This is a genomic window from Alteripontixanthobacter maritimus (genome assembly GCF_003340475.1).
Lineage (GTDB): Bacteria > Pseudomonadota > Alphaproteobacteria > Sphingomonadales > Sphingomonadaceae > Alteripontixanthobacter > Alteripontixanthobacter maritimus.
Map to the genome: position 1 here is coordinate 2552243 of NZ_QBKA01000002.1, position 15829 is coordinate 2568071.

Annotated in this window: 14 protein-coding genes; 8 read left to right on the forward strand and 6 right to left on the reverse strand. The window is 61.6% G+C overall.

The window, feature by feature from the left end; all coding sequences use genetic code 11:
• Nucleotides 1-39: 39 nt before the first annotated feature.
• The 5 genes from HME9302_RS12515 to HME9302_RS12540 all read left to right on the forward strand — a co-directional run bounded on the left by HME9302_RS12515 (nucleotide 40) and on the right by HME9302_RS12540 (nucleotide 6227).
• Nucleotides 40-1848, forward strand: a complete 1809-nt coding sequence (locus tag HME9302_RS12515) for an ABC transporter transmembrane domain-containing protein (RefSeq protein WP_115367289.1) — start codon at nucleotides 40-42, stop codon at nucleotides 1846-1848.
• Between the two features lie 161 nt (nucleotides 1849-2009).
• Nucleotides 2010-4199: a M13 family metallopeptidase gene (locus tag HME9302_RS12525; RefSeq protein ID WP_115367291.1), complete on the forward strand. Its 2190-nt coding sequence runs from the start codon at nucleotides 2010-2012 to the stop codon at nucleotides 4197-4199.
• 441 nt (nucleotides 4200-4640) lie between these two features.
• Nucleotides 4641-5447, forward strand: a complete 807-nt coding sequence (locus HME9302_RS12530) for an undecaprenyl-diphosphate phosphatase (RefSeq protein WP_115367292.1) — start codon at nucleotides 4641-4643, stop codon at nucleotides 5445-5447.
• Between the two features lie 161 nt (nucleotides 5448-5608).
• On the forward strand, nucleotides 5609-5863 hold the full coding sequence (locus HME9302_RS12535) for a hypothetical protein (RefSeq protein WP_115367293.1): 255 nt from the start codon (nucleotides 5609-5611) through the stop codon (nucleotides 5861-5863).
• A gap of 103 nt (nucleotides 5864-5966) precedes the next feature.
• Nucleotides 5967-6227 (forward strand): hypothetical protein, encoded by a 261-nt coding sequence (locus tag HME9302_RS12540; protein WP_115367294.1) that lies wholly within the window; start codon nucleotides 5967-5969, stop codon nucleotides 6225-6227.
• Between the two features lie 81 nt (nucleotides 6228-6308).
• Here the strand turns inward: HME9302_RS12540 and phhA are convergent, their stop codons facing one another.
• On the reverse strand, nucleotides 6309-7199 hold the full coding sequence (gene phhA / locus HME9302_RS12545; RefSeq protein WP_115367756.1) for a phenylalanine 4-monooxygenase: 891 nt from the start codon (nucleotides 7197-7199) through the stop codon (nucleotides 6309-6311).
• Between the two features lie 119 nt (nucleotides 7200-7318).
• Here phhA and ppk2 point away from each other — a divergent pair, with 119 nt between their 5' ends.
• The gene (gene ppk2 / locus HME9302_RS12550) at nucleotides 7319-8098 is read left to right on the forward strand and encodes a polyphosphate kinase 2 (protein WP_115367295.1); all 780 of its coding nucleotides are present in this window, start codon (nucleotides 7319-7321) and stop codon (nucleotides 8096-8098) included.
• A gap of 10 nt (nucleotides 8099-8108) precedes the next feature.
• Here ppk2 and HME9302_RS12555 read toward each other — a convergent pair whose 3' ends face one another.
• The 5 genes from HME9302_RS12555 to HME9302_RS12575 all read right to left on the reverse strand — a co-directional run bounded on the left by HME9302_RS12555 (nucleotide 8109) and on the right by HME9302_RS12575 (nucleotide 12754).
• Nucleotides 8109-9341: an acetyl-CoA C-acetyltransferase gene (locus tag HME9302_RS12555; RefSeq protein ID WP_115367296.1), complete on the reverse strand. Its 1233-nt coding sequence runs from the start codon at nucleotides 9339-9341 to the stop codon at nucleotides 8109-8111.
• The gene (locus HME9302_RS12560) at nucleotides 9338-10570 is read right to left on the reverse strand and encodes a CoA transferase (RefSeq protein WP_115367297.1); all 1233 of its coding nucleotides are present in this window, start codon (nucleotides 10568-10570) and stop codon (nucleotides 9338-9340) included. The genes HME9302_RS12555 and HME9302_RS12560 overlap by 4 nt, the downstream gene beginning before the upstream one ends.
• A gap of 216 nt (nucleotides 10571-10786) precedes the next feature.
• The gene (locus HME9302_RS12565; protein ID WP_230080007.1) at nucleotides 10787-11965 is read right to left on the reverse strand and encodes an acyl-CoA dehydrogenase family protein; all 1179 of its coding nucleotides are present in this window, start codon (nucleotides 11963-11965) and stop codon (nucleotides 10787-10789) included.
• The gene (locus HME9302_RS12570) at nucleotides 11962-12237 is read right to left on the reverse strand and encodes a hypothetical protein (protein WP_115367298.1); all 276 of its coding nucleotides are present in this window, start codon (nucleotides 12235-12237) and stop codon (nucleotides 11962-11964) included. Before HME9302_RS12570 ends, HME9302_RS12565 begins: the two co-directional genes overlap by 4 nt.
• 106 nt (nucleotides 12238-12343) lie before the next feature.
• Nucleotides 12344-12754 (reverse strand): hypothetical protein, encoded by a 411-nt coding sequence (locus tag HME9302_RS12575; protein WP_181815625.1) that lies wholly within the window; start codon nucleotides 12752-12754, stop codon nucleotides 12344-12346.
• A 188-nt stretch (nucleotides 12755-12942) separates the two neighbouring features.
• Here HME9302_RS12575 and recQ point away from each other — a divergent pair, with 188 nt between their 5' ends.
• Nucleotides 12943-14811, forward strand: coding sequence for a DNA helicase RecQ (gene recQ, locus HME9302_RS12580; RefSeq protein ID WP_115365329.1), 1869 nt, complete (start codon nucleotides 12943-12945; stop codon nucleotides 14809-14811).
• A 55-nt stretch (nucleotides 14812-14866) separates the two neighbouring features.
• On the forward strand, nucleotides 14867-15805 hold the full coding sequence (locus HME9302_RS12585; protein ID WP_230079797.1) for an SPFH domain-containing protein: 939 nt from the start codon (nucleotides 14867-14869) through the stop codon (nucleotides 15803-15805).
• Nucleotides 15806-15829 lie beyond the last annotated feature (24 nt).

Consider the following 15829-nt stretch of genomic DNA (forward strand, 5'->3'; position numbering starts at 1 on the left):
TGGATTTGTATGGCGCCTGCCCCTAGATGACAGCCGAACATGGCGCGCGCACCCGACACAGGCCCGATAGCGGCAGCCGAGCCCCCGCCAAAGGCGCGCTCGCTGAAGCCTTTGCGCATGATCTTCCGCATCATGGGGAATTTCCCGTCGCGGGTCGGAATGGCTCTGCTGGCGCTGTTCATCACCGCAGGCGCAACTCTGGCGATCCCCGCAGGGCTGAAACTGGTGGTGGACGAAGGCTTCGCAGCCGGTAGCGACCCGGACGATATCGCGATCTATTTCTATGCCCTGCTCGCCATCGTGGTGGTGCTGGGCATCGGTACCGCGATGCGGTTCTATTACGTCAGCCTTCTGGGCGAACGCGTGGTGGCGGATCTGCGCAACGAAGTGCACGCCAACCTCCTTCGCCTGGCGCCGGCGTTCTTCGAAGAGAACAGCCCCAAGGAAATCAGCAGCCGCATGACATCGGACACGACGATCATCGAAAACGTCGTCGGCACCACGCTGTCCATCGCGCTTCGCAACACCATCATGGCGATCGGCGGCACTGCCTATCTTTTCTGGCTAAGCCCGGAACTGACGGTGACACTCTTGATGGCGATCCCCGTTATCATCATCCCCATCGCGGTGCTGGGGCGGCGGTTGCAGAAGGTCAGCCGCACCAGCCAGGACCGGGTCGCCAATGTGGGTGCGAAAGTGGCCGAGGTGCTGGGCGCGATGAAGATCGTACAGGCATTCGGGCAGGAACGGCGCGAGGGCGAGGTGTTCGCCGCTTCCGTGGAAGATACGTTCGAAACCGCGCGCAAGCGGATCATCCTGCGCGCGGCGATGACGGCAGCGGTTATGCTGCTGATCTTCGGCGCCTTTACGCTGGTAATGTGGCGTGCGGCGCTGCTGGTGATCGATGGCGACCTGACCGGCGGGACAATCGTGGCGTTCCTGTTTGCCGGCGGGATCGTGGCAGGCAGCTTTGGCGCGCTGACGGAGGTGTATGGCGATCTTCTGCGCGGGGCCGGTGCGGCCAGCCGCCTCGCGGAATTGCTGGAAGAAGAACCCGCTATCGCGCCGCCGGAACGCCCGCAGGCATTGCCCAGCCCGCCACGTGGCAGCCTGTCGTTTCGCGGCGTCACATTCCATTACCCCACGCGGCCGGACATTTCGGCGCTGGAGGACTTCACGCTCGAGGTCGAGCCGGGCGAAACAGTCGCGCTGGTCGGCCCATCGGGCGCGGGCAAGACCACCGTGTTCCAGCTGGCCGAACGGTTTTACGATCCGCAATCCGGCTCCATCCGCATCGACGGCGTGTCGCTGACATCGGCCGACCCCGCCGAAGTGCGCCGCCGCATCGCGCTGGTTCCACAGGATGGCGTGCTGTTCAGTGCCAACGCCCGCGACAATCTGCGTTACGGTGCGTGGGAGGCAGATGACGAGGCCATCTGGGATGCCGCCCGCGCCGCCAATGCCGAAGATTTCCTGCGCGCCCTACCTCGCGGCCTCGATACGTTCCTGGGTGAGAACGGCACACAATTGTCGGGCGGCCAGCAGCAACGCGTCGCGATTGCCCGCGCGCTGTTGCGTGATGCGCCGATCCTGCTGCTGGACGAGGCGACCAGCGCATTGGACGCTGAAAGCGAGGCGCTGGTGCAGGATGCGCTCGACCGGCTGATGGCGCAGCGCACTACGCTGGTCATCGCGCACCGGCTCGCGACGGTGCGCTCCGCCGACCGCATCATTGTGCTGGAGGATGGCCGTATCGTGGAACAGGGCAGCCATACGCAACTTTCCGCAATGGGCGGATTATATGCGCGATTGGCGGAATTGCAGTTCACTGCCGGACGCGCTGCCTGACGCGCTGCCTGACACGGACGCTGCGCGCCTGCATTCGATCAACTTGCCATTTCCGCCGACAAGCGGCACCACCGCGCGCAATGTATTTGCTACGGCCAACAGGCCGATCCCGGACGCAAAACTGTGCCGGACCGATTTGGATTTCTGGAAGGACTGACCTGATGACACGTATCTTTACCGCCGGCGCGAGCGCGCTCGCCATTGCCCTTGCTATGGGCGCGGCGCCCGCTTCGGCCGAAACCTCCGGCGATGTCGCAGCCGCCGTGCCGGTGGATATCGAAACCGTGCAGGACATGACGAACGAAATGGCGGAAAGTGATCTGCCCACCATGACCTTCGGGACGTGGGGCGTGGATACCGATTTGCTCGACCCGGCCGTCGATCCGGGCGACAATTTCTTCGATTATGCCAACGGTAAATGGATCGCGGCGAACGACCTCCCGGCGGAATTCGGCCGTTTCGGCGCGTTCACCGTGCTCAATGAAAAGTCACGCAACGATGTGAAGACATTGATCGAGGAACTGGTCGCGCAGGATAATGCGCCCGGCAGCAGCGAAGCGCGCATCGTCGATGCGTATAATGCCTATCTCGATATCGACGCCATCGATGCGGCGGGCCTGGTCCCGGCCTATCCGTATCTCGGCAAGATTTATGGCGCGAAGTCGGTGAAGGAACTGGCGACACTGATGCCGCAGGCGGGTTATCCGTCGCTCATTTCCGTAGGCGTAACGGTCGATCCGAAAGACCCCAACAGCCACACGCTCAGCACCGGTTTTTCCGGCATGGGCCTGCCCGATCGCGATTACTATCTCGTCGATAACGAGAAGAACGAGAATATCCGTTCGGAATATCGGAAGTACTTGACCTTCCTCCTCGGTAAAGCTGGATACAAAGCGCCGGAGCGTACGGCAGACATGGTCTATGCTTTCGAGGAGAATGTCGCGCGGCTGGAATGGGACCGGGTCGCCCTTCGCAACCGCGACCTTACTTACAACCGCATGGACCGCGCAGAACTGGTGCGGCTGGCGGGCGATTTCCCGATCGAGACGATTTTGTCGGAAGCGGGCTTCGCCGGCCATGACGATTTCCTGATGAGCCAGCTTCCCCCGACTGACGAGGAACTGGCCAAAGCCGGGATTGCGAAGGAAGATGCAGCCAGCATGATCGGCGGCGGCACGCCGGGCATGATGCGCCTGATTACCGAAACCCAGCTGCCGGTGCTGCAGGCCTATATGGCGGCGCAATTCCTGTCCGGAAACGCGTCCGTCCTGCCCAGCGAAATCGACCAGGCGCGGTTCGACTTTTATGGCAAGACCCTGTCGGGCACCGAAGAACAGGAACCGCGCTGGAAGCGGGCCATCGGCAACACCCAAGGCCAGTTGGGCGAAGTGCTCGGCAAGCTTTATGCCGAGCGGTACTTCCCTGCCGAAAGCAAGACCGCGATGGACGAACTGGTCGCCAATCTGCGGCTTGCCATGCGGGCGTCGCTGGAAGAAAACGAATGGATGACCGAGGCTACCAAGGCGCAGGCTTATGCCAAGCTCGACAGCTTCAATCCCAAGATCGGCTATCCCGACAATTTCGAAACGTATGACGGGCTGGAAATTGATGCGAACGATCCGCTTGGCAACCGCATGGCGGCCACCAGATGGGCCATCGCAGATTCGCGCAGCCGCCTGGGCGAGCCGGTCGACAAGTCCGAATGGTTCATGCTGCCACAGACCGTGAATGCCTATTACAACCCGGCCTTCAACGAAATCGTCTTTCCCGCAGCTATTCTGCAGCAGCCGTTCTTCGGCCCGAACGCCGACATGGCGGTCAATTATGGTGGTATCGGCGGCGTGATCGGCCATGAAATCGGCCACGGCTTCGACGATCAAGGCGCAAAATACGATTCCACCGGAACACTGCGCAACTGGTGGGCGGATGCCGATCTGGAACGCTTCCAGGAACTGGGTGCGGCGCTGGCTGCGCAATATGACAGCTACTGCCCGTACGATAATGGCGAAACCTGCGTGAACGGCAAGTTCACGCTGGGCGAGAATATCGGCGATGTCGGCGGGCTGAGCCTGGCCTACCGCGCCTACAAAATTGCGCTGGACGGCAAGGAAGCGCCGGTGATCGACGGGCTGACCGGAGACCAACGCTTCTTTCTCGGCTGGGCGCAGGTATGGCGTTCGATGCAGCGGGAGGAGACCGGACGACAGCGGCTGCTGACCGATTCCCACTCGCCCGAAATCTACCGCGTCAACGGCGCGGTGCGGAACATCGATGCATGGTACGAGGCGTTCGGCGTGACGCCCGATGACGAGTTGTATTTGCCCCCAGAAGACCGTGTGAAGATCTGGTAGGAATGGTGGGCCGGGGGGCAACTCCCGGTGCATTGTCAGTAGTTTCTGGTTAGCCTCAAGCGCCGATGTTTTTTGTTTGGCCTCAAGCGCCGGCGGGAGTTGTTTGTTTGGACCCTGCGGGCGCGGACCATCCGGTCCGCTTGCTACCTCGCATAAGCTCGGGCGGCCGTTCGGCCTTGCCGTTTGCTGGTCGCAAACGGAACTTGCGCTACCATTGCAATTTTGAACCCGGTCCTTGGCTACGGCAGTCATAGGCCCAAAGGGCCGCCCGCAGCGCAAAACGCGAGGATAGCCTAAGGGAGCGGATGCGACCGCCGGCGCTTGAGGCTAAACCAAAAACTTCCGTCCCGCCCGCAGGGTCTAAAACAAAAACACCGGCGCTTGAGGCTAAACCAAGAACCTCCGCTTGACTTCGTCGCTCCTATGCCTTTGGGCGCTTCGATGGATCAGACAATTACTGCTATCCTCCTTGGAATCCTGGAGGGTTTGACCGAATTCCTGCCCGTGTCCTCGACCGGACATCTCATTCTTGCACAAGAACTGTTCGGCTATGATGCCGCACGGTGGCGGCAGTTCAATATTGTCATCCAGCTAGGCGCGATCCTGGCTGTTGTGGTCAGCTATTGGGGCACGTTCTGGCAGATGGGCACCGGGCTGCTGAAGCGCGAAACCGAGGCGGTGCGCTTCACGCGCAACATCCTGCTGGCGTTCCTTCCCGCCGCATTCATCGGCCTGATGGCCAAGGATGCGATCGACCTGTTGCTCGATTCACCCATGGTGGTCGCTGTCATGTTGGTGGTGGGCGGTGTTGCCATCCTGATCCTGGAAAAAACCATCAAGCCGTCGGAAGATGCCGGCGTGGCCGCAATGACTGCGAAGACCGCGATCGGTATCGGGTTTGTCCAATGCCTTGCCATGGTGCCCGGAACGAGCCGCTCCGGCGCGACAATCCTTGGCGCGCTGGCAATGGGAGTGGGCCGCAAGACCGCGGCCGAGTTCTCCTTTTTCCTGGCCGTACCGACCATGATCGGCGCCGCTACCGTAAAGATATTCGACGAACCGGCGCTGCTTGCGGGCAACGCATCGATCGGGTGGTGGGAAATCGGCCTGGGCTTCGGCGCTGCGTTCCTGACGGCGCTCGCCATCGTACGCCTGTTCGTCGCTTATGTCTCGAAACACGGTTTTGCGCCATTCGGTTGGTATCGGATTGTGGCCGGGCTGTTCGCAATCTGGGTGCTGGCGGGTTAAAGCCAGGGTGGGTTGGATCAACCTAGCGGCATAGGGGCTGGCCATATTTCGTACATTGCCTTCATTTCGTCGCATTTTGCGGAACCAGCAGTCTTCTTGCCCATTTGGGCGAGTAGTATCGGGTGCGATTGTGCGCTCGCAACGGATCGGATTGCAGGCAGATGGGCCTAATTGTTCTAACCCTGATCGGCGCCATTTTCGGATGGCTGCTGTCGATTGTGGCAGAGCAGCAGCAAAATCGCGAGATTCTGCTGAATATGGCTGTCGGCGCTGCAGGCGCTGTTGTAGGTGGGTTTCTGGTGCAGGGCGCATTGGTCTTTTTCAATTTGAGCGGCCTTGCCCTCCTCATATCCATGCTTGCCGCAGTGGGCGCCCTTGCGTTGTTTCAGGCAATGCGCGATCGCCTGCCTATCTGACGATTTTTCACGAATAGCCCCGCCCTGTAACGGGACCGAAGTTAGGGGTTACATAACGGTCTGCAATTGATATGCAGGCCGACCACAACGAAGGGGAATACCAATGAAGTTCACTATGAAAACCGCCATGGTCGCAACCGTCGCCACACTCGGCCTCAGCCTCGCTGCATGTGACAGCGCCGCTGAAAACGAGATGGAAGACAACGCGGAAGAAATGGAAGACGCCGCGGACATGGAAATCGAAAACATGGAAGAAACCGGCCAGATCACCGACGATCAGGCCGACGCCATGGAAGACAATGTCGACGACCAGGCAGAAGCCATGGAAGAAGCAGCCGACGAAATGGATTCCGAACCCACCTAAACTGGGCTTCTGAATATAAAAAAACCGGCGTCGGGATCATCCCGGCGCCGGTTTTTTTATGCCTTCACCTCGGCGCGTAAATCAGACCGGGTCGGCCCCGCTGCCGCGCCCGCCGCGCAGGAGATATTCCTGCGTCCCGCGGTTCACCACGTGATCCACATCGATCACGGCGGAGTTGGCGTAAGTGAAGGCAGGCGGCAGAGATTTGTACAGCTTGTCGAAATCGCGTTCGACCGTTTGCCGGTACAGGTCATCGAAATCCTCGATGACGAAATAGGTCGGCTGCAGGTCGCTGATTACATAATCGGTCCGCATAACGCGATCGACATTGAGCATAATGCGGTTGGGGCTTTTCGCCTCGGTCGCGAAGACGACTTCCGTGGGCCCCGACAGGATACCGGCGCCATAGGCGCGAACCTCGTCATCCTCCATCATCAGACCGAATTCCACGGTGTACCAGTAGAGCGATCCCAGCGCCTTCAACCGGTTGTACCGCATCGCCTTCCATCCTGCGCGGCCATATTCCTGCATGTAATCGGCAAAGGTCGGGTCGGTCAGCATGGGGACGTGGCCGAACACATCGTGGAACACGTCTGGTTCCTGAATGTAATCGAACGTCTCGCGCGTCCGGATAAAGTTCCCGGCCGGAAAACGGCGGTTGGCAAGGTGCCAGAAGAACACGTGATCGGGAATCAGCATGGGCACGGGCACTACGCTCCAACCGGTTAGCTTGCCCAGATTTTCGCTCATTTCGACGAAGTCCGGCACTCCGCCGCGCCCCAGGTCCAGCTTGTCGAGCCCGCGCATGAACGCTGAGACGGCGCGTCCCGGCAGCACTTTCATCTGGCGCGCGAAGAGGTCGTCCCAGATCGCATCGTCCTCGCTGTCGTAGCTCGTCTGCTCGGGCTCCAGCCAGTCTTCGCCCAGATGGTTCGGCTTCTGGAGCGGTGCGGTAAACACGTCTTGGGGCATTTCGGGAAGCTGCGCGTAATTGGCAGCGGCGGATGCTTTGTCGAGTGCGATAGTAGCCATGGCCTTCCCCTATAACCCAAATGCTTCCAAAAGGTGCGCATTTCTAACGGGAGATTGGCATGGGAAAGCTGAAAGGCAAGGATTACCGGCACCTGCTGCGTCCGCTGGAAGAGGAATTGGTGGGTATGGCCCGCTGGGCACGCGAAACAGGGCAGCGCATCTGTGTGCTGTTCGAGGGGCGTGATACGGCGGGCAAGGGCGGCGCGATCCGGGCGGTAAGCCAGCGCCTCAATCCGCGTCAATGCCGGGTGGTGGCACTGCCGAAGCCTGACGAGCGGGCGCAAACGCAATGGTATTTCCAACGCTATGTCCGGCATTTGCCTGCCGCCGGGGAAATAGTATTGTTCGACCGCAGCTGGTACAATCGTGCCGGCGTCGAAAAGGTGATGGGGTTTGCGTCGAACGAGGAGGTTGCGCGCTTCCTGAACGAGGCACCGTGCTTTGAACGGATGCTGGTGGATGACGGTATTCTGCTGTTCAAATACTGGCTGGCAACCGATCAGGACCGGCAGGAAGAGCGGCTGGCAGAACGTCTGGAAGATCCGCTCAAACGCTGGAAACTGTCACCGATGGACCTCGCCGCACGCGAGAAATACGCCGAATACAGCGACGCGCGCGAGACGATGCTGCGGGCTACGCATACCGACCATGCACCGTGGACGCTGGTAAATTTCAACGACCAGAAGCGCGGGCGGCTGACCCTGATCCGCGATTTGCTCGATCGCTTGCCAAACTACGACATCGCGCCGCCCGATATCGTCTTCCCACCCCTCGGCCATGAGCCGCTGGTGGAGGAATATCGCGTGGTCGCACCGCTGAAAGATTATGTGGTGGAATAGGTGGACCTTCCTACCGCGCCAGCTCGAACACCGCCGCCATGCCCTGACCGCCGCCGATGCACATGGTTTCCAGCCCGAAACGCACGTGGCGGCGCTTCATTTCGTATGCCATATCAGCAAGGATACGCAGGCCGGTCGCGCCGATGGGGTGACCAAGCGAGATGCCCGATCCGTTGACGTTGACGAGATCGCGGCGCGAATCGTCATCGGCCCAGCCCCAACCCTTCATGACTGCGAGCGCCTGCGGCGCGAACGCCTCGTTCAGTTCGACAAGACCGATATCATCCCAGCTGCGTCTTCCGCGCGCGAACAGGCGGTCAACCGCCGGCACCGGGCCGATGCCCATGCGCGAGGGGTCACATCCGGCGGCAGCCCAGCTGTAGAACCATAGGATCGGAGTAAGGCCCAGTTCCTCGACCTTGTCCTCCGCCACCACCAGGCACCCGGCGGCGGCGTCGTTTTGCTGGCTGGCATTACCCGCGGTGACAACTGCGTCAGGATTGTCGCGTCCTTCGATGGCGCGCAGCTTCCCAAGCGTTTCCATGGTCGCATCGGTGCGAAAACCTTCATCGCGGACAAAGGAGATGGGATCGCCTTTGCGCTGCGGCACGTCGACCGGGACCAGCTGTTCGTCAAACTTCCCCGCATCCCATGCTGCGGCAGCGTTCTGATGACTGCGAACCGCAAAAGAGTCGGATGCCTCACGCGTGATGCCGTAATCCTGCGCCAGGTTCTCCGCGGTCTCGATCATGCCACTGATAACGCCGAACCGTTCGATCGGCTGGCTCATCAACCGCCCGCGCGTCAAGCGGTCCCACAGCGCCATGTCGCCCATTCGCGCGCCGTGGCGGGCTTTCGTGGTGTAATGTTCCACGTTGGACATCGATTCCACGCCGCCTGCCAGCACGCAATCTGCCGCGCCGGTCTGCACCATCATCGCCGCATTGACGACCGCCTGCAGCCCGCTGCCGCAGCGCCGGTCCAGCTGATAACCGGGCACGGAGATCGGCATGCCCGCCGCCAGCCAGCTCCAGCGCCCGATGGCCGGCGCTTCGCCGCTACCATACCCTTGGCTGAAGATCACATCGTCCACGCGTTCGGGATCGACGCCGCTTCGCTCCACCAGCGCTTTGATGATGATCGCCCCGAGCGCGCCAGCCTCCAGCGGGGCCAAGGTGCCAAGGAACTTGCCGACCGGCGTGCGAAGCGGAGTGCAGATGGCGGCGCGGCGGAGTGCGGTCATGTCGGTTTCCTGTCTGAAAGGCCCACGGTTCCTGCGTCGACCAGCGCGCCGATCTGGCCGGAGGATAGCCCCAGCCGTTCGGCGAGCACTTCTTCGCTATGCTGGCCGTTGTAAGGCGCGGCTTCGGGGTTACCACGATCCTGCGCGGGTATGTTGGCGATGGGGCCCGGGGCGGGATAGGCGAACCCGCTGGGATTGGCGGGGGAGGGGCCGAACAACGGGTTGTTGGCAACCAGCTCAGGATCGGTCGAGGCTTCGTGCATAGTCCGGTATCTCTCGAACGTCGCACCCGCCTTACCAAGTGCCTGCGCAATGTTGGCATAATCCATCTTGCTCGCCCGATCCTGTACCAGTGCGAACAGCGCCTCGCGGTGGGTGAAGCGATTGTGGTCGCTGCGCGCGAAACTCACGCCTTCGCTGGCTTCAATGGCTGCGACACCATCGGCGATATCGAACGCGGCGATGGTTGCCGCCCACTGTTTGTGCGTTAGCGCGGCGACCATGAAGCGGATGTTGTCACGGCTGCGGAAATCGGTGCCGAACGCGCCCCAGATGGCGTTGCCAAGCCGCTGGCGATCATCGCCGCGATACAGCATTTCCGCCATCGCGCCGGAATTGGCGACCGTCCCCATCATAACATCGCCCAGCGGCACCCGCACCTCGCCGCCCCCGCCGGTCGCATCGCGGTGGCGCAGCGCCGCCATCAGCGCGAAGGCAGAATAGGCACCCGTGATGAAGTCCCATGCGGGCAGCACTTGGTTGACTGGCGGGGCGGTGTCAGCGCCCCATTCCGCCGGGCCGGTCATCAGCGGATATCCGCTCGCGGCGTTGACGGTAAAATCCATCGCCTGACGCCCGTCTGGCCAGCCCATGATACGCAAGGTGATCATGTCGGCGCGTTTTGCCGCCAGTTTTTCATGGTCGAGGAAACTGCCATTCGGGATGTTGGTAATCAGCTGGCCGGTCGCGGCGGACAACTCCACCAGCAATTCGCGCCCCTCACTGCTGCGCAGGTCCAGCGCGACCGATTTCTTGGCCCGGTTGAGGTTTTCCCAAGCGAGCGAACGGCCCTCCTCGGTCAGCATATACCGGTCGTAATCCAGCCCGCCGCCGATCTGGTCCACCCGGATGACTTCGGCACCCATTTGCGCGAGATAAAGTCCGGCAGTAGGGGAAGCGACGAAGCTGGACGCTTCGATGATCGAGAGGTCGGAGAGAAGGTTATACATTTTTGTTTGGGGCCCTGCGGGCGGAACCCATCCGGGTTCCTTGCTTCCTCGCATAAGCTCGGGCGGCCGTTCGGCCTTGCGGTCCGCTGGTCGCGGACCGAACTTGCGCCAAGCTACATAGGTAGTCCCGTTTCCAGGTCACGGCAGTCATAGGCCCAAAGGACCGCCCGCAGCGAAGCGAGGATAGCCCAGCCGTACTGACAGACACATCACCCCTCAACTCTCGGCCGCGAACTGCCGCAGCATGTTCTTCGCGATGACCAGCTGCAGGATCTGCGTGGTTCCTTCGTAAATGCGGTAGATGCGGCTGTCGCGGAAGAAGCGTTCGGCCTCGTATTCGGCCAGATAGCCCGCGCCGCCGTAGATCTGCACGCAGCGGTCTGCCACACGGCCGCACATTTCGGATGCGAACATCTTGGCGGCAGCCGCCTTGATAATGGCGGGGCCATTATTAGCCTTGGCCGCGGCGTCGCGGATCATGCATTCACTCGCGTAAATTTCCGCCTTGCTGTCGGCCAGCATGGCCTGGATCAATTGGAACTGGCTGATGGAATCGCCGAATGCCTTGCGTTCGGTCGAATATTTTAGCGCGCTGTCGAGGATGCGCTTGGCATAGCCGGCGCTGGCGGCGGCAACGGACAGGCGGCCATTATCGAGGCTCTGCATGGCGGTGGCGAAACCGCGGCCTTCCTCCCCACCCAGAAGCGCGCTGCCCGGCAGTTTGACATCATCGAAATACAGGTCGCCGATATGGCTGCCTTCCTGCCCCATCTTCTTGTCGGACTTGCCGCGCGCGATACCGTCGGTGTCCATTTCGACGAGGAAGGCGCTGACATGGGCGTTCTTGGCCTGATTGTCTTTCTCCGTGCGCGCCATGATCAGGCCGATCTTCGCAAACGGGGCGTTGGTGATGTAGCGTTTCGCACCGTTCAGCACGTAACCATTGCCGCTGCGCGTGGCGGTGGTCTGCATCGCTGCGCTGTCCGATCCGCTGCCCGGTTCGGTCAGGCCGAAACAGGCGATTTCGCCCGCTGCCAGCCGGGGCAGATACTCCGCCTTTTGTTCGTCGGTGCCGTTTTTCTTGATGGCGGAACACACCATGCCGAGGTTGATGGAGGTCAGGCTGCGATATGCCGGAAGCGCATAGCTGAGCACGCGGATCGCCTCGACATATTGCGGCACGTTCATGCCTGCACCACCATACTCCTCCGGCATAGTGAGTCCGAACAGGCCCATGCCGCGCATTTCGTCCTGCAGATCCTCGGGGATCATATTGTCTGCGATGACCTGCGATTCGGCAGGGATAAGCCGTTCGCGCACATAGCGCTGGAGCTGCTCGATGAACTGGTCGAAAGTCTCGGCGTCCATGCCGTTTTCAGATGGGATGGCGGTCATGGGGCAAGCTCCTCCGGCGTGGCTTCTGGGTCAGGATTTGTGGCGTCATGGTTTGTTTCAACGGAACCTTGTTCAGGCGCGTTACCGACGACCGCCGGGTCGAGCCGTCCGGCCTCGACCATCTCGGCCGCCTCGTCCAGCGCGCGCGCTTCGCCCACGGTCACGCCGCCTTCGCCAGGATCGGTATCGGCCGGGCCGCATGCGGCGACGAAGATTGTTGCGGTAAGGGCGGCGCACATGCGCGCGCGGCGAGCAGTCGAGAACGGTTTCATTCACCGCACTCTATTGCCGTTTGGACAAAAGAAAAGGCGGACGAAGCACCCCATGATGCTGCGTCCGCCCTGTTTCTGCGATGCCGTAACGGCAACGGTGTTATTCTTACCGGTTCACCCGTTCAGCCTGCGAGCCGTTCACCGCACTTTGCATGTCCTGCGCATTGTCGCGTGCTTCTTCGCGGACCCGGTCGGTAGTGTCCCGGGCAGCCGCGGCAGCTGCTGCCTGCGCGCGAGCGGCGACGTCCTGCGCCTGTGTACCGGCGGCTTCTGCGCGGTCGATCTGGCGTTCCGTGACGACTGCTTCATTTGCAGTCGTGGCCGGAGCGACTGAGGTGTTGGAAGCATCCGCGTCCAGATCTTCGACCGGCTCTTCCTCCACAGTTTCGAGCGCCACGTCGGCGGGCATTTCGACCGTATCGGCTTCGGCTTCAACCGAGGCATCATCGGTATCGCCGCACGCAGCCAATACCAGCGCGAGGGAAGAGATGGCGGTAATTTTCAACGCAAACTTCATGGGACTGACCCTTTTTACCAAATGCCGCCTCCATGCTGGCTGGCGGCTTCGCAAACGCTGAATAGCGCAAGCACAACCGGCAATCAAAGGGAATGCGTTATGTCACCTGTTCGCGTTACGGAGGAGGGTATGGGATAAGCGGTGGCGCAGACGTTTCATCGCGCCGTCCCATCTGTCAAAGCGCCAGAATGGACAACGCGCCCGGCACCACTGCACCCCTGACCACAGGCGAGAACGCCGGTGCCGATGCCGGAGCTAGCGCGAATTTCGCGCCGCTTACTCTGGACGCCGCGCGTGCACGATTGCGCGAATTGTTCGGATTTACCGGTTTTCGCGGTCGGCAGGAGGATGTGCTTGCTCGCGTGCTGGCGCGGCAGTCCACCCTGGCGGTCATGCCCACCGGTGCAGGCAAATCGCTGACCTACCAATTGCCCGCCACCATGATGCACGGGACCTGCATCGTGATCAGCCCACTGATCGCGCTGATGCATGATCAGCTGCGTTCCGCCCGCGCCAATGGCATCCGTGCGGCCACGCTGACCAGCGCGGATGCCGACTGGCGAGAAACGCAGGACGCGTTCCGGAATGGCGAGCTGGACCTGCTGTATGTCGCGCCCGAACGCGCCAGCCAGCAGGGGTTTCGCAATCTGATTTCCGCCGCGCCGCTATGCATGTTCGCCATCGACGAGGCGCATTGTGTGTCCGAATGGGGCCACGATTTCCGCCCCGATTATCGCCAGCTCCGCCCGATGATGAACGCCTTTCCGGATGTGCCCCGGCTGGCGCTGACGGCTACCGCCGATGCCCACACCCGCGGCGACATCATGGCCCAGCTGGGAATTCCCGATGACGGGCTGGTCATCGCAGGTTTCGATCGGCCCAATATCCGCTACGCTATCGATCACCGCGATAGCGTCTCTCGCCAGCTGACTAATTTGATGGCCGCGCATCCCGGCCCAGGCATCGTGTACGCCCCTACCCGCCGCAAGGTTGAGGACATTGCTGAGAAGTTGGCGGCGGCAACCGGCCGCCCGGTTCGCCCGTATCACGCCGGGCTTGATCCCGAAGTCCGGCAGGCCAATCAGGCCGCTTTCGTCGAGTCCGAAGACATGGTGATCGTGGCCACTATTGCGTTCGGAATGGGCATCGACAAACCCGATGTGCGCTTCGTTGCCCATGTCGGCATCCCCAAATCAATCGAGGCCTATTACCAGGAAACGGGCCGTGCGGGCCGTGACGGCGATCCGGCGCAAGCCGCGATGTTCTGGGGCGCAGGCGATTTCGCGCAGGCCCGGCAGCGGCTGGGCGAGCTCGATGAAAGCCGCCAGCAATCCGAACGCACGCGGCTGGATGCGCTCGCCGGACTGGTGGAAACGCCGGGTTGCCGCCGGGCGGTATTGCTGCGCCATTTCGGTGAGGACCCGCCCGAACGCTGTGGCAATTGCGACAATTGCATCGAAGCGCCGGCAGTGGCCGATGTGACGCAGCTGGCGCGCAAATTGCTTTCCGCCGTTTATCGCACGGGACAAAGCTTCGGCTTCGGCCATCTGGCCAAGGTGCTGACCGGCAATGAAGACGAACGCGTGCGCCAGCGCGGGCATGACAAATTGAGCGTGTTCGGCATTGTGGACGGGGATGATGCGGTTCTACTGCAACCGCTGAGCCGGGCATTGCAAGCGCGTGGCTCGCTTGTTTCGACCGAGCATGGCGGGCTGGCGCTGGGCGGTGATGCGCGCGACATCCTGACCGGCGGACAAACGGTCGAAATGGTGATGCCGCCCAAGCGTGCACGGCGATCCGGCGGACGCGGACGGCGCGGCGCGAACGAGGCCAATCCGATCGGCGATCCGTTGTTCGAGGCGTTGCGCGATTTGCGTCGCACGCTCGCAAGCGAGGCGCAAGTCCCGCCTTATCTCGTATTCGGTGACGCGGCGTTGCGCGAAATGGTCAAGGCGCGCCCCACGACGGTGGCGGAGTTTGGGCAAATCAGCGGTGTGGGGGCGAAGAAGCTGGACGCATTCGGCGATGCATTCCTGGCGGTCATCCGGCAATATTGACAAACTGCCGGCTCCTGATAAATATGATATCATAATTATATCAGGAGCAGAAACTATGTCCGACACTCAATCCGCCCCGGTGCCGCGCGCGAAAGGCGCGATGAACGTCAGCGAGGAAAGGCCGTCCAGTACTTTTAACGGCTATATGATGTTGCTGGTGCTACTTGGTGTGGCGGCGATCGGCTTCCTCATTATGTGGGCCGGTTTTCCGGGTGTCGGGGCTGGTAAGGGTACCAAGCTGCTGTTTGCCGGATCGATCGTCGGTACGATCCTTGCGCTGTGTCTCGTTGCCGCGGGCTTCTTCATGATCCAGCCCAATCAGGCCGCCGCAATTACGCTGTTCGGCGAATATCGCGGCAGCGAACGGACCGAGGGTTTGCGCTGGGTATGGCCATGGATGATGCGCCAGAAAGTGTCCGTCCGGGCGCGTAACGTGCATTCGGACCGGGTCAAGATCAACGATCTGCGCGGCAATCCCATCGAAATTGCCTGCAATGTGGTGTGGCGCGTGGTCGATACCGCGCAGGCTAGCTTCGATGTCGACGACTATAAGGAATTCGTGAACATCCAGATCGAGGCAGGTCTGCGCACTGTCGGTTCGCGCCATCCCTATGACGATTTCGAAGGCGAAGCAGTAACACTGCGCGGCGGCGCGGAAACCATCAATCGCGAATTGCTGGAAGAACTGAACGAACGCCTTCGTGTCGCCGGCATCCTGGTGGATGAGGCGGGCCTTACGCACCTTGCCTACGCGCCGGAAATTGCCAGTGCCATGCTGCGCCGCCAGCAAGCAGAAGCCGTGGTGGCCGCGCGCAAGACCGTCGTGATCGGTGCGGTCGGTATGGTGGACGATGCGCTGACCAAGCTGTCCGACGATGGCATTGTGGAAATGGACGACGAACGCCGCGCGGCCATGGTGTCGAACCTGATGGTGGTGCTGTGCAGCGACCGTGACGCACAGCCGGTGGTGAATTCCGGCTCGCTCTACCAGTAGGCGGAAGGTCGCGCGCGTTCATTT